Below are 15,913 nucleotides of genomic sequence, written 5' to 3' on the forward strand. Positions count from 1 at the left end.
ATAAGAGGTAAATAAAGTATTAATATTAAATAATGATTCTGAAAGAATGCGGGAGACTGGATGTATATCAGAAATCTCAAATGGGGCGCTTCTCGTGGATTATTTTTTAGTGTCTTGTTGTGTTTGCTTTTGTCAGGATGTATGGTTGGTCCTAATTACCAGAAAACATCTTTTCGTGTTCCAGCAGTTTGGGGAGAAAAATCTGCACAGACTGCAGGGCAGCCCGTTGCGCTTGCCGGATGGTGGCGGCATTTGAATGATCCTGTTCTAGATGCGTTAATGGATTACGCGATTTCTGGAAATAATAATGTTGCTGTTGCCAAAGCTCGGGTACGTGAGGCGCGTGCGGGTTTAGGACAGGTTGTGGGAACTCTTTTGCCAAATGTGTCCAATTCAATTTCAGGAACCCGTAGTCGTTCTGGACAGTCTGATGCATTGTTCAACCAGTATAGTAGTGGTTTTGATGCAAGCTGGGAGCTGGATTTTTTTGGTGGGCATAAACGTGCGGTTGAAGCAGCGCGTTATGGCCTTGATGCGGCTGTGGAAGATATGCGCGCTACCATGGTGACATTACTAGGAGATGTGGCAACAAATTATGTGCAAATGCGTGGTTGGCAACAAAAGTTGTTTATTGTGCGGCAAATTGCTGTATCACAACGTAAAACTTATGAACTGATGCGCGCTAGATTAACAGCTGGTGATGTTTCTGAGCTTGATGTTTCAAATGCGCAAGCACAAATGGCAAATACAGAAGCAGATATATCACAGATGGAAGCGAATTTAGCAATGAGCGTTCATCGCCTTTCTGTCTTAACTGGTCGTGTGCCTACGGCATTGAAGGATCTTTTACAAAAAAATGCTAAGCATGCAAAGATTCCACAACCACGCTGGCCGATACCAGCAGGAATTCCAGCCGATATTTTGTTAACACGTCCAGATTTGCGACGGGCAGAGCGTCAATATGCGCAAGCGACAGCACGGATTGGTCAACGTGAAGCAGATCGTTATCCATCACTTACTTTAACAGGTAATATTTCGACAGCAGCAACGGCAATTGATCAATTATGGAAAAATTCAACGATTGGCTGGTCTTTTGGACCTGGTCTTCGTTTTCCTCTTTTTAATGGAGGTCAGGTCGAGGCTTCTATTGCGGTAGCGCGCGCGCAGCGTGATCAAGCTTTTATTACTTATCGAGCTGCTGTGTTGGAAGCTTTAGAAGATGTAGAAAATGCGCTTGTAAGATTAACGAAGGAACATCAACGCTTAGAAAAGCTAATCGTTGCGAATAAAGCTTCTCTTCATTCCTTAAAACTTTCACGGAACCTTTTTGAGAATGGAAATACTAGTTTTCTTGAATTGTTAAATGCTGATCGCTCTTATTATTCTGCACAAATGGCGCTTAAAGATAGCCGTGTTTCTTTGGTTACGCAATATATCACGTTGATGAAAGCATTGGGGGGGGGCTGGGATGGCGTTGTTGATGTATCGCGTCCAGAAGTCGTTGATAATGCACCTCGTTCGCGTGCAAAGGTAGGGAAATGAAAAAAAACTTACTCAAAAATTTCATTACAAAACACAAAAAACTTTCCTTCTTTTTAACTGCTATATTTCTCATTCTCTTGTTGTTATGGTTACGTTCTGTTTTTTTTGGAACATCTACTCCAACTTATATAACCGCTGTGGTGAAACGTGGGGATATTGAGGAAAGTGTTTTAGCTTCTGGTCTTGTACGTCCTTACCGGTTGGTGGCTGTTGGTGCGCGAGCAACAGGGCGTGTGGTGTCAATGCATGTTTCCCCTGGGAGTGTTGTGAAAGAAGGCGATCTCTTGGCAGAAATTGATCCTACAGATCAGGAAAATGATTTAAAAAGAAAAAAAGCAGCATTATCGCATTATTATGCGAGTTTGGTAGAACAAGAAGCCTATCTTTCTCTTGCACAGAAAAATTTAGAGCGTCAGAAAAAAATGATTGAAACACGTGCGGTTTCACGTGCGAACCTCGATGAGGCTGCGACACAGGTGAAAATACGCGAGGCGCAAATTGAACAACTTCGTCAGCAGATTGTGCAAGCACAAATTGATGTGGAGAGTGCAGAGGTTAATTTAGGTTATACACGCATCACTGCCCCTTCAGCGGGAACGGTTTTGGCAACAGTTGTGGAAGAAGGGCAGAATGTGAATGCGGTTCAGTCGGCGCCAACAATTGTTATTTTGGGTGATTTATCAAAGATGACGATCAAGGCGCAAATCTCAGAAGCAGATATTCTTAAAGTCCGAGCTGGACAACCACTTTATTTTACAGTTTTAGGTAATTCACAGCGTCGTTATGAAGGCGTTTTAGAAAAAGTAGAGCCGGCTCCTGAAGCAATTCGTGCTGATGTGAGTATTAATCCTGGTATGGTGAGTGGTTCTAGTGCTTTAATATCATCGGCGATCTATTACAATGGAATTCTACATGTTGATAATGTGGATAATTTTTTGCGAACCTATATGACTGCTCAAGTTCATATTATCTTAGGGCGCGCGCAGAATGTCTTGTTGGTTCCAAGTGATGCTTTACGCGATGAGACAAGAGAGCGTAAAGCATGGGTTTCTGTTTTGGTGGGGGAAAATAAGGTGGTTACTAAACAGGTGAGCGTTGGGTTGAATAATAAGGTTATGGCAGAGATTGTTTCAGGACTTAACGAGGGTGATGTCGTCGTCACTAGTTCGTCTGATGGAGTGATGCCAGAGTCTTCTCACATGCACAGCGAAGACGAGAGTTAAAGCATGAGCACAAATCAAGCAAATGCTGTCTTCGTCTTGGAAAATATTGTGCGCAAATTTCCTGCGGGCGAAGCGTTTGTTACCGTTTTGAAAAACATCAATCTTACCATTAAACGTGGTGAAATGGTGGCAATTGTAGGTGCTTCCGGTTCAGGTAAATCGACCTTGATGAATATTTTAGGCTGTCTTGATCGTCCAACTTCTGGTCGTTATTGGATCTCTGGTAAAGAAACAGCTTCCCTTTCTGCGGATGAATTGTCGGCTTTGCGACGTAATCATTTTGGTTTTATTTTTCAGCGTTACCATTTGTTGAATGAATTGACAGCTCTTGGTAATGTTGAAATTCCGGCTATTTATGCGGGATGTGCCGTGGAAGCAAGAAAAAAGCGTGCACAGGATCTTTTAACGCGTTTGGGCATGGGTGATCGGATAAATCATCGTCCAAATCAGCTTTCCGGTGGTCAGCAACAACGTGTTTCTATTGCTCGGGCGCTCATGAATAATGCGGAGGTCATTCTTGCAGATGAACCAACTGGTGCATTGGACAAAAAGAGTGGGCAAGAAGTATTGCATATTTTGGATGAACTTCATCAAGAAGGGCGTACTATTATCATTGTAACCCATGATATGCAGGTGGCTGAAAGAGCAGAGCGTATTATCGAAATCAGTGATGGGGAAATTATTGCTGATAAGCGGTCAAGGGTTGCAAAAACAAAAGTTGGTAGAAAATCTCTTCAGGAACAACAAAATCTAAAAGGCCAACAAAAACTGGGCTTTTTTCGTTCTTTTTTTGAGCGATTCCGTGAGGCGTTTGTGATGGCTCTGTTGGCAATGAATGCACATCGCATGCGGACTTTTCTAACAATGCTTGGGGTGATTATCGGTATTGGGGCGATTATTGCTATGGTGGCTTTAGGGAATGGTACACGAGAGAAAATTCTGGAAAATTTTAAAAGTTTGGGTACTAATACATTAACCATTTTTCCTGGTAAAAGTTTTTCTGATCCACAAGCAGAAAAAATAACCAGTTTGGTTGAAGCTGATGCAGAAGCCTTGTCTGGATTACCTTATGTTTCTGGTGTAACACCACAGATTTCAGCAAGCTCGAAAGTGCGTTTTGGTGCAGTTGAAGTCAATGCCGTCATTGCGGGGGTGGGAGAACAATTTTTTCAGACACAGGGGCTCAAAGTTTTCAAAGGACAGTTTTTTGATCAAAAAAGTGTCCATGATCGGGCGGTTGATCTCGTGATCGAGAAAGAAGCATTGTCTGTTCTTTTCCCCCATAGCTATGAAAGCCCCCTTGGAAAGGTGGTGCATGTGGGGAATGTTCCAGCGCGTATTATTGGTGTTGTTGATTCGCAAAATAATGCAAGTGGAGATACATCAAATACGTTACAGCTTTATTTGCCCTATACAACAGTGCAGACACGTTTTCTTGGCACAACAGAAGTTCGTGCGATTACCGTTAGGATTGCTGATGATATTGATTCACATTTAGCGGAGACCATGATAAAACGTTTTCTCATTATGCGGCATGGTGGGGAGGACTTTTTCATTAGAAATTCTGAATTCTTCCGTGAACGTGTTATGGAGAGTACAAATATTTTAACACTTTTAATTTCTTCAATTGCAGCTATTTCCTTGGTTGTGGGGGGTATTGGGGTGATGAATATTATGTTGGTCACTGTTTCTGAGCGGATCAATGAAATCGGCGTGCGTATGGCAGTTGGTGCACGGCAAAGTGATATTTTACAGCAATTTCTCATTGAAGCGATTTTGGTTTGTGTGATTGGTGGTGGTTTGGGAATCTTGCTTGGACTTTCTATAGGTGGCTTGTTTCTTCTGTTTAAGGCACCTATTCATTTGGTTTATACTATTGAATCGATCATTATGTCTCTTACTTTTTCAACCCTCATAGGAATATGTTTTGGCTTTTCTCCAGCGCGGCAAGCTTCACGGCTTGACCCTGTTGTCGCCCTTTCACGCGATTAAGCTTTATCAATTGGGGCATGTTTGTTCGTGATGCTTTCCTACTTGGATGAAGCATTTATGAAGCGAAACATGAATGGAAAAAGTTTAGCATTATTTGCTGCTCTATTTTAGAAAACGCTTTGTTCATTAAGTGGAACGTATCACTAGAGGTAAGCGTTTTATAGCGCACCACATCATGTGAGATATGGTAGGCATATAAGCCTTCTTGAGGCATTAAATGTTTTGAGAATGCATGATGAATATTTTAAATCTTTCTTGTCGAGTCTTATGGAAGTAAATCCTATTAAGGAGAAATTAAATAGAACCCGTTAGAATGAGATTGCTTGCAGACTGAATTTTGTTAAAAATTCTCGTCTTCTGAGATGTGAAGAGGAGGACAAGTGAAATATACTGCGCGGCGATTCTTAAGATTTAACCTAAAAAGAGGCGGGGGAAGTGAATAGTATATCTGCTAACAAACAAAAGAACAAAAAAGAAGGTTGATACCAAAAACAGCTTAAACCTCCGTTCTTCCAAAAAATGAACTGGTATCGAGATAGTTGAGCAGTTTAAGAGGTTTCGTTTAGTCTTTTTAAGATTTTCGGAAAAGAGGTTATGAGGATTTCTCACTTTTAGTTTTGCAGAAGTTGGTGCAAATTATAGGTGTTTAGGTTTATGCAAATAAATTATGATCGTGCTCAAGTTTTAAAATGTGACCTAAGACACAGCCATTTTCTGTTCCTTTATGCGAGTAACTTAGCTTTCTTTAGAATATTTTGTTTAAGGCATCGCTTTTTTCTGCCTTATCTCATGATTTTGGAGCTGAAGGATAAACAAGCCATTTGAGTTTCTAGGGTAAGGATGCCGTCAGATACTCGGTAGGGGGCGTGATCTTAAGAACTAATACCGTGAGATGCGGGTTTGATTTCATGAGTTTGGTGAGGAAGACAAAAAGTTTGAGAGGCGGATAGCTTCTTATTTTGAATGATGTATGAATGAAAGGGGCTTTCATTCATTGAAAAAGAATAAGCTCATATTCAGCAGATGTGAGATGAAGTAAGAGAACATCGTAATACCAAGCTGCAGTTATGTTGCTAAAGAACATAATGGCCGCTAGTGATGAGCACTGGTATGTCTAGTTGGTATGGTATTCTTCCTCCTGCTACAAGTCCGATACAGAGCGCCATTGTGTTGCACATTGACACTCTTGTTTTAAAGAAAGATTTCTCAAGGTATCCAAGCCTATTTTGCGACGCTGTTCATGGTAAATCTATTGAGCACCTCCATCTTTACGCTTATGAAGTAATAAGCTGGGCACCATCATTATATTTGCCAGCTCGTGGGTGTTGCGATAGACCTTGCATTAAGGCGGCGGTTCATAAGAGCCATTTTTAGTCATTTCTTGTACAGTTTTTCTCCACACACTCATCCCGCTTGTGATGTGCAAGCAGGTGGTTTTGATTGATTCAAGATAAACAGATTTGAAATGAGAAAATCTTACGTTATTCAGAGTTCTAATTTAATATGAATGACGCTATATTATCATTATAAATCAATATATTGTACAGATAAAAAAGAATTCTAAAACCACCCGCTATAAAGTATAAGAAGCAAATAATTAGTCTACGAAAGAACAAAAGACAAAGAAATATTTCAAAAATCAATATTTTGAATATCACGACTAATATTTTGCGTATTATAGTGAAATTATATGCATTATCGTTCGTAAAATGCGCTGTTTTGTATGTGGAGTTTCTTCCTTGGTGTCTTGTGTGTTCGCAGGTGTCCTATCCATTTCCCCCCTCTCATTCCTAAGCTACATCCTAAAATTATTGCGCACTTTATTTTGTATTCTTACAAAAGGCAAAAAGTATTTTCAAAATCATCACGCCTTACCGTTTATTTCCATAGGGATATAGACATCAGTAAATGCATCATATGATTTGGGGGATACTCAAAAGGATTAAAAGATTCTCTCTTGTTGATTTAATTAAGCATAGAAGAAATGTCTGAAAATCAAGCAATTTTAAGCTTTTTTAAGTTTTTTGGGTAGAACAAGAGGCATTGACGAATTGGTTTAGATTCGATAATTGAGGTATTTTTCATTGGGGGGAAGCATGACGACGCTGCAATCGCTTTTACAGACATACCGTGACGAAGCGCGTACCGAACGAGACAAAGGTACATATTTTGAGCGTTTTGCTCTTGCTTATCTAACACATGATCCTCTTCAGTCTGGGTGTTATGAAAAAGTTCAAACCTTTAAAGATTGGGCTCGTGAAAATGCTTGGGATGGTCGGGATACCGGTATTGATCTTGTGGCAAAGCTTCGTGATGAAGAGGGGTTTGCAGCAATCCAATGTAAATTTTATGATGCAGCCTATCGGATTAGAAAAGCAGATATTGATAGTTTTATTTCGGCATCAGGGAAAGCTCCATTCAAGCGGCGTGTTATTATAGATAGTACTGAAAGTGCTTGGAGTGATAACGCTGAAACAATGATACGGGGGCAGGATATTCCTGTTATACGGATTAATCTTTCCGATATACAACAAAGTCCGATCCGTTGGGAAACTTTTGCAGCCCAGGGCAAAGTTGTGTTGGAGGATAAAAAGAAAATCCGTCCACATCAATTGGAAGCATTGCGTGATGTGCGTGCTGGGCTTGCCCAAGCAGATCGGGGGAAGCTCATCATGGCTTGTGGGACCGGTAAGACATTTACCAGTCTTAAAATTGCTGAGGATTTTGCGGGTGAAGGCAAGTTTGTCTTGTTTCTTGTTCCCTCCTTGGCATTGATGTCACAGACGGTTCGTGAATGGACAACGGATGCAGAAATCGGATTGAGATCTTTTGCTGTCTGTTCAGATACACAAGTAGGAAAGCGTCGTAAAAATAGTGATGATGTTGCTGAAATTGATGTGTTTGATCTTGCTTTTCCGGCGACAACCGATGCTGCTAAACTTGCAGAACAGGCGGGTAAGAGTGTTGCAGATAAGATGACTGTTGTGTTTGCAACCTATCAATCCATTCAGGTGGTTGCGGATGCTCAGAAAAACTATGGTTTGCCAATATTTGATCTTATTATTTGTGATGAAGCGCACCGTACAACAGGAGCAACGCTAGTTGGAGAGGATGAATCCAATTTTGTTAAGGTGCATTCTAATGATGTTATTTGTGCCAAGAAGCGCCTTTATATGACAGCGACACCACGTATTTTTGGTGATAACGCAAAAAGTCGCGCGAATGAAGCCAATGCCGTTCTTGCTTCGATGGATGATGAAAAGCTTTTTGGTAAAACACTTTTTTATCGGGGGTTTTCATGGGCAGTACAAAATGATCTTTTAACGGATTATAAGGTTATTGTCTTAGCAGTGGACGAAAAATTGGTCAGTTCCGCTGTTCAGAAGCGCCTTAGTGATGACCAGTCTGAGCTTGTTCTTGATGATGCAACGAAGATTATTGGCTGTTATAAGGCACTCACCAAACAAGATCTGAAGGCTGATGTTGGTGCGGATCCACACCCCATGCGTCGTGCTTTAGCGTTTTGTAAGACTATTAAAAGTTCTGAACTGGTGCGTGATGAATTTTCTGCGGTTGTTAGAGAATATCTTGATTATACGAAAGAGGATACGGAAAAAGAGCACTTTCTGAAGTGTGAAATTGAGCATGTTGATGGCACTTTCAATGCGAAGGATCGTGGTGCATTACTTGATTGGCTGAAAGCTGATAGTGGTGAGGATGTTTGTCGTATTTTGACCAATGCACGGTGTTTGTCTGAGGGGGTGGATGTTCCAGCGCTTGATGCGATTATGTTTTTAAATCCACGCAAGAGCCAGATTGATGTTGTTCAATCCGTTGGGCGGGTGATGCGTCGGTCTGAGGGCAAAAAGATGGGGTATGTCATTTTGCCAATTGGTATTCCCTCTGGGATTCCAGTGGAACAGGCTTTGAACAACAATGATAAATATCGGGTTGTTTGGCAAATTTTAAATGCTTTGCGTGCGCATGATGATCGTTTTGATGCGACGATTAATAAGGCATCGCTAAGCCAAGATATCAGCAATGTGATTGAGATTATTGGCGTCACGCAGAGCACTGAGTTACAGGCTGTTACGGCTGTTGTAGACAATCTTCCACTACGCGCACAACCAGCACGAGCGGGAATTGGAGCACCGGAATATGATTTAACTCGTACAGAGAAAGTAGAAGGGCAGCTTTCTTTCTGCGTGGATGAACTTTCTCGTGCGATTTTGGCAAAGATCGTCAAGAAATGTGGGACACGTGATTATTGGGAAGATTGGGCGAGCAACATTGCTGAAATTGCTAAGAATCATATCACGCGCTTAACAGGTATTCTGGCAGAGCCAAATACTGAGGCGCGTCAAGCCTTTGATAGGTTTGTGGCAGAACTGCGTGATGATTTAAATGATGCTGTTACAGAAGCTGATGCGATTGAGATGTTGGCACAGCATATTATCACACGTCCTGTCTTTCAGGTGTTGTTTGAAGGGTATCAGTTCACACGTGAGAATCCGGTATCGCGTGCTATGCAGCGTATGCTTGATGTACTTGATGAGGCGAATCTTGATAAGGAATCCAAAGATCTCGAGAAATTTTATACAAGTGTAAAATTACGCGCCAGTGGCATTACGGATCCAAAAGCAAAACAGAGGTTGATTATAGAGCTTTATGATAAGTTTTTTCGTTATGCTTTTCCACGCACTGTAGAAAAACTAGGCATTGTTTATACCCCCGTCGAGGTTGTGGATTTTATTTTGCACTCTGTCAATGATGTCTTAGAGCAAGAATTTGGGCAAACGCTTGGTTCATCGGGTATTCACATTATGGATCCCTTTACAGGAACGGGGACTTTTATCACGCGGCTTTTACAATCGGGTTTGATAAAACCAGAGGAGATGAAATACAAATTTTGTCATGAAATTCATGCCAATGAGATTGTGCTTTTAGCCTATTATATTGCAGCCATTAATATTGAGACGACCTATCATGGTCTTATGGGGGGAGATTATATTCCCTTTGAGGGAATTTGTTTGACCGATACATTCCAGCTTTATGAGCAAGAAAAAGATCTGATCAGTGATTTGCTGGTGGATAACAGCACACGTCGATCACGCCAGAAGGAACTGGATATTCGTGTTATTGTTGGCAACCCCCCTTATTCGGTAGGGCAAAAAAGTGAAAATGATAATGCGAAAAATATTGGATATCCTAAATTGGATCGTCGTATTCGTGAAACCTATGCTGCTCAATCTAGTGCGAGCAATTTTAATAAACTTTATGACAGTTATATTCGTGCCATTCGCTGGGCTAGTGATCGCATAAAAGACTGTGGTGTTATAGGTTTTGTGACTGGTTCTGGTTATGTTGAAAAATTATCAATGGATGGACTCAGAAAAAATTTGTGTGAGGAATTTTCGAGCATTTATGTTTTCAATTTGCGGGGTGATATTCGCAAAAATATGTTGAGTAAAGGGTGCGCTCAAGAAGGGCAAAATGTTTTTGGTAGTGGAAGCATGACAGGAATTGCTGTGACACTGTTTATCAAAAATCCAAATGTTATGGAGCATTGCAAAATTCACTATTACGATATTGGTGGTAATCTCTCGACAAAAGACAAACTCTCTGAAGTTCAGCGATTGGGTAGTATTGGTGGGATCAAGCATGAACAACGCTGGCAGATGGTTACACCAGATGAGCATGGCGATTGGCTGGATCAGCGCAATAGTGATTTTGAAAAATTTTTAGCCTTAGGTGTCAAGAAGAGCTGTGATAAAAAGCTTTTTGAAAATTTTTCTCTTGGTCTTAAAACCAGTCGTGATGCATGGGCATATAATTCAAGTCGTGAAACTTTAGCGAAAAATATGAGCAATATGATTACTTTCTATAATAGTGAAGTAGAGCGTTTTAATGCTGCGCATCCACATTCTGATCGCAAAACACGTATAGAAGCTGTAGACGATTTTTTTGATACAGATGCTAAAAAGATCAGCTGGAATTATTCTCTCAAACAAAATTTAGTAAAAGGAAAGTCTTTTAACTTTGAGAGAGATTGTTTAACGCAAAGTCTTTATCGTCCTTTTACACGACAGTGGCTTTATTATAATCGAGCTCTTAATGATAGCGTTTACCAAATGCCGCGTATATTCCCTATGGAAAAAGCCGTTGAAAATAAAGTGATACAAGTTACAGGAACTGGAGCAAGAAGCGGCTTTTCTGTTCTGATGACTAAGAGTTTACCTAGCTATGATGCAATGGAAAAAGGCCAATGTTTTCCAAGATATATTTATGAAGATGCTGAGTCCTTAGGAGGTAAAGAGAAGGATCAGGTTCATTTGTTTGCAAATTTTGCAGAGGAAAGCAAAGAAACTGGTTTGCAGCGGCGTGATGCTCTTACGGACGAAGGGTTGGCTTATTTTAAGGCAGCTTATCCTGGCGAAATGATAACAAAGGATGATTTGTTTTATTATGTTTATGGGATTTTGCATTCTGAAGATTATCGTGCTCGTTATGCGCATAATCTGTCTAAACAATTGCCGCGTATTCCAACAGTTAAAAAGGTAGAGGATTTTTGGGCTTTTGTTACAGCGGGGCGAAAGCTTGGTGATTTGCATATGAATTATGAAGAGGTTGAACCCTATCCCGTTACCTATAAACAGGGTGATCCAAGAACTTGGGTGATTTCTGATGAGAAGAGTTTTTATCGTGTTGAAGCAATGAAATTTGCTGGTAAGCGTGGTGCTATTGACAAAAGCACCGTGGTTTATAATGCGAATATCACGATGCAGAATATTCCTCTTGAAGCTTATGAGTATGTGATCAATGGCAGGCCTGCTCTTGAATGGGTTATGGAGCGGCAGGTTGTCAAAACGGATAAAGCGAGTGGGATTGTGAATGATGCCAATCGCTATGCTGTTGAAACGGTGGGTAATCCAGCTTATCCATTGGAATTGTTTCAGCGGGTTATTACTGTAAGCTTGGAAACAATGAAAATTGTGCGCAACCTGCCAAAATTGGAAGTGAGAGAAACTGAAAAGGTTAAATTATCCATTGTGCGGTAAAAAAGTGTTGAGTCGTAACAAACTGGCACTATCATACACCTTGCCAGCTCGTGGGTATTGCGACAGCCCTTGGCACTTGAGACAAGTCCATAAGAGGCATGTCTTTCTTGTACAGTTTTACGCTGCGCAGGCTCTCTTCCTTTGTGATGTGCAAGTCCTATGTGATGTGCAAGAAAATGGTTTTGATTGATTCAATAGAGAGCAGATTTGAAATGAGAGAATCTGATGATATTGAGAGCTCTCATTCAAGTTGTAGCGTAATAAAATTTCATTATAAATCAATATGTTGTATGTAATAAAGCACCTTAGGCAGTGAGGTCGCTAAAATTATGACGCATGAGCTTTAGCGGCAGTGATGAATATTCTCAGGCAGGGTTTTCTTGTCTAGCTTTATGTGAGTAAACCATATAAATGGGGAAGCTGAGAGGAACCTGTCCAGAGAAAGTGGATTGTTTACAAATCGTTGCTAATAAGAATCGTCGCCTTTTGAGATGTTGAGAGGAAATGAAAATTCTCATGAAATCTGTCTTTTGAGGTGTTCTGATATTGAAGTGAGCAGGTGGAACGCGTTAGACAAGAAGCTGAGTTATTATTGTTTACAGATCAATAGAGTTTAAAAATTTTCGTTCTTTTTGGGGATGAAACCAGACAAAAGGTGATCTTAGAGAGCGAAATGATTTCAAAAAAGATTGCGATAAAAAACGTAGGGTATTTGTCGCGGTGTGCGTTTTGAGCTTATTCCTATCTGTGATCTAAAATGCTCTTATGAAGACGCTTTGTATAATGAAGAGATTGTTTCTAATATATTGATTTATAATGATAGTTTAACCTTCTCTCTGTTGAATGAGAAATCTAAGTATTATAAATTTTCTCATTTTAAATCTATTAAAATTACTTCGTTGCATGTCATACAAGGTTGGTATGTTCGTGTTTAAGAAAGGGGTAATGCATGCCTCTTACCAATCATCCCAAGAGATTTAAGAGCTATCGTAATACTTGGGGGGTGGCAAAATATAGGGTGAGGCGGTTTGCATTTTTTATGAAGGGTAAGACAGTGGTATAAATAGATTTTTATGACAAGTCTGGAGATCTTATGGCTGTCTGGGGGCTCTATTTACAAGAGCTTATATATTGGGATGGTATGTACAGATCCGCGCTGTGAGATATGTTTGGGATGTAAGAGATGTTTTGGGTGAACGTGCAAATACAGTGACACGTGCATTGGGATGTTCTGCGTTGTATGAGGGTAAGCTCTGTCGAGCTTTTATAGAGGCAACTCGTGTGGAAGGGTATGAAGCGGTTCGTGGGTGGCAAGGTTTTTAAAAAGTCAGAAGGATAAAGATTAGAATGCGGTTCTGATATAGACTTGGAGCGTTTTAATATATTGGAATATAAGAATGCGGATTTGATTGATCTGTTGTATTGCGCTTTCAGCATTGTTCTTTTTAACAGGATAGGCAATGAAATGGATATCAGGCATTAAATATTTAAGTTCTCGCATTGAGCGCCACACATGGTAATCATGGGTGACGATATAAAGAGTTCTATAGTGGTGTTTTTTGATCCAAGCGGCGCTTTCTTCGGCGTTTCCTCTGGTGTTAATCGCTTGATGCCCAATGTCAATACAACAGGAGATAAGCCGTGGGGTAATATGCATGTTGTGCATGAGACTTTTCAGATTGGTTGTGGTGTTTACGCCACTGATGAGGAGACGTGAACCAAACCCCCTTTGTAAGAGATTAAGTCCTGTCTCTATTCGGTTTTCTCCGCCTGTAAGCACGATAATGGCATCCGCTTTGGGGAGAGGTGTTGGGGGAGAAAGTCGTTCAGTTTTTTCAGAAAAAATGATAAAACCGCTCCAGAAAATGAAAACAATGATTGAAAGAGTAAGGGTTGTCGGTGGAAAATAGTGAAATAAAAAGCAGGGAGACCAACTATTATAGTGGGGCCGTTTTGGAAGAGGACGTTCTAAATTGTTTTGCGTCAATGAGTTGAAAGTGTTGTGAGTCATAAAATTAAAATAAACCGTTTTCACATTGATCGATTTTTTTCAGTTGCGCTAAAATAGTCATGCGGTTTGTAAGGGTGGTAAGAAAAGAAACGAAAATAATAAGAAAAATGATTTTTCCGTAGGGGATGGAACTTATGGAAAGATGTCCAAACAAAGCTGTTACTTGGCTAGCTTCTACTCTTCCCAAGTTATAATTCGTCCAGAGACAAAAGGCTGAAAATAGAAATATGCTTGTGAGACCACCATATAAAGCACCACGCAGCGCAGTTTTAAAAAAATGCCAGTCAAATTGGCGCGCAATGAAAAGAGTTTCAGTACCAAGGAAATATAAGACATTGATAATATGTGTATTTTCTGCCAATGCATTGCGGGTGGCAAAAATGATGGTGAGGATAAGAGAGCCTAAAACCAATGCTAAAATTGAAAAACCAATGAAAACAGTGGTGTGTGCCATGGTCGCAAAACGATGAACCCAAACACGGTGATCATCAAATTGACCTCCTGGAATTTGGGTTTTAATGGCGTGATTAATGGCTGCAAAATTGATTTTTTCATCTCTCTTCAGGGTCACAATGATGAGGCGGGGAAGGGGTAGTTCATTGACATTGAAGCCTGTTCCAAGCCATGGCTCCAGTAACTTTTCTGTAGCTTTTTGGTCAACAATTTTTGCATCTTGTACACCAGAAAATGTTTTAACCAATTGTACGGCATCACGGAGTGCTTTGTTGATATCAACATTGTCAATGGGGCGTATTTGTATTGTTGCTTCATAGCTAATCTGATTACTCCAATTTTGGGCGGCACGTTGGACCAAATCAACACCGATTAAGGTGAGGCTTGAAAGAAATGTCATAATAGCAATCACGGCAACTAATGCTTTTCCAGAAATATTACCACTGGGAATAATCGCTGTTGTATTTTTTTTATTGCTTGTAAAAATGGGGAAAGACTTATTCATGAATCGTCATCCGTCCGTTATGGAGAAGCATACGCCGTGCTGCAACTTGTTCCATTAAGGCAATATCATGGGTGGCAATGATAACAGCCGTTCCAAAACGGTTTAATTCAATAAACAAACGGAGGAGGCGTTTTGCCAAGGGCGGATCGACATTTCCGGTGGGTTCATCGGCAAGTAGAATTTCAGGTTGATCAATGAGTGCGCGTGCAATGGCTACCCTTTGTTTTTCCCCACCGGAAAGAACCGGTGGTAAAACATGAATATGATCTCCAAGACCTACCCAACAGAGAAGATCTTCCACTTCACTGCGATAGGTTGCTTCTTCTTGTCCTTTAATGCGTAAAGGTAAGGAGACATTTTCATAAGTGGTCATGTGGTCGAGTAAACGAAAATCTTGAAAAACCACCCCAATACGTTGTCGCAGCGCAGGGAGCTCTTGTCGTTTGAGTAATGCTGTGTCTGTTCCAAAGAGATCAATATGACCGCGGGTGGGTTTGAGTGCCAAAAACATAAGACGCATCAGCGACGTTTTCCCTGCTCCAGAGGCACCTGTGAGAAATTGAAATGATCCAGGAGGAATATGAAAGCTAATATCACGAAGGACCTCAGGGCCCATTCCATAGCGTAGGCCGACATTTTCAAAATGAATCACTTTTTATTATTACTCCTGATTTTATATTGCATCATTTATTCTAAAAACTCTTACTTTCATTGCTTTAGATTTTTGTTGTAAGCTTGTTTATTTTAGATTTCATGGTTTTCAATATTTTTTATACACCCTCGTTATAGATAAATATTTTTGCTCAAGAATATTATCACTTATACTTTCTTTTTTTAGCCTTATTTATGATTTTAGCAGGAATTTCAAAGGGATTCTAGCATAAACATCAGAACTATTTTTCCTTCTTACTCAGAGGCTTTTTTTGCACTGAGTGGACATTGGGTGATTTTAAAAAGCTATGTTGCTCTTTTTATCTTACTTTCTTATTCTTGTTCGCATCCCAATCCTGAGGTTTTTGCTTAAATTATTTCTTACCTGTTATGAAAAAAAGCGTTTGTTGTTAGAATGATTGAGCTTCTCGTGAATTGTTTTATTTTTTATTCTCCTCGGTGGTTTTCGTAATAATGC

8 protein-coding genes are annotated in these 15,913 nt (G+C 40.3%); 5 read left to right on the forward strand and 3 right to left on the reverse strand.

The annotated features are described in order from the left end of the window. Nucleotides 1-60: 60 nt before the first annotated feature. The 5 genes from ACFINL_RS02545 (at nucleotide 61) to ACFINL_RS02565 (ending at nucleotide 13,138) form a co-directional block, all read left to right on the forward strand. Complete coding sequence (locus ACFINL_RS02545) at nucleotides 61-1,542, forward strand: efflux transporter outer membrane subunit (RefSeq protein WP_375613163.1); 1,482 nt, start codon at nucleotides 61-63, stop codon at nucleotides 1,540-1,542. Then, nucleotides 1,539-2,765: an efflux RND transporter periplasmic adaptor subunit gene (locus ACFINL_RS02550; protein WP_375649770.1), complete on the forward strand. Its 1,227-nt coding sequence runs from the start codon at nucleotides 1,539-1,541 to the stop codon at nucleotides 2,763-2,765. The genes ACFINL_RS02545 and ACFINL_RS02550 overlap by 4 nt, the downstream gene beginning before the upstream one ends. 3 nt (nucleotides 2,766-2,768) lie before the next feature. Beyond that, a complete protein-coding gene (locus tag ACFINL_RS02555; protein WP_375649777.1) occupies nucleotides 2,769-4,757 on the forward strand; it encodes a MacB family efflux pump subunit in 1,989 nt (662 codons plus the stop codon). 2,096 nt (nucleotides 4,758-6,853) lie between these two features. Then, complete coding sequence (locus ACFINL_RS02560) at nucleotides 6,854-11,815, forward strand: DEAD/DEAH box helicase (RefSeq protein WP_375649782.1); 4,962 nt, start codon at nucleotides 6,854-6,856, stop codon at nucleotides 11,813-11,815. 1,188 nt (nucleotides 11,816-13,003) lie between these two features. Next, complete coding sequence (locus tag ACFINL_RS02565) at nucleotides 13,004-13,138, forward strand: hypothetical protein (RefSeq protein WP_375611713.1); 135 nt, start codon at nucleotides 13,004-13,006, stop codon at nucleotides 13,136-13,138. Nucleotides 13,139-13,157: 19 nt separating this feature from the next. On the opposite strand, the gene ACFINL_RS02570 is transcribed toward ACFINL_RS02565, so the two are convergent. From ACFINL_RS02570 to ftsE, 3 genes are read right to left on the reverse strand one after another with little or no spacing between them, the layout of a single operon-like run. Continuing rightward, nucleotides 13,158-13,826 (reverse strand): YdcF family protein, encoded by a 669-nt coding sequence (locus ACFINL_RS02570; RefSeq protein ID WP_375649789.1) that lies wholly within the window; start codon nucleotides 13,824-13,826, stop codon nucleotides 13,158-13,160. A gap of 4 nt (nucleotides 13,827-13,830) precedes the next feature. Next, a complete protein-coding gene (locus tag ACFINL_RS02575) occupies nucleotides 13,831-14,784 on the reverse strand; it encodes a cell division protein FtsX (protein WP_375611715.1) in 954 nt (317 codons plus the stop codon). Beyond that, on the reverse strand, nucleotides 14,777-15,436 hold the full coding sequence (gene ftsE / locus ACFINL_RS02580; protein WP_273723097.1) for a cell division ATP-binding protein FtsE: 660 nt from the start codon (nucleotides 15,434-15,436) through the stop codon (nucleotides 14,777-14,779). Before ftsE ends, ACFINL_RS02575 begins: the two co-directional genes overlap by 8 nt. Nucleotides 15,437-15,913 lie beyond the last annotated feature (477 nt).

Source organism: Bartonella sp. AA78NXGY (genome assembly GCF_042197005.1).
GTDB lineage: Bacteria > Pseudomonadota > Alphaproteobacteria > Rhizobiales > Rhizobiaceae > Bartonella.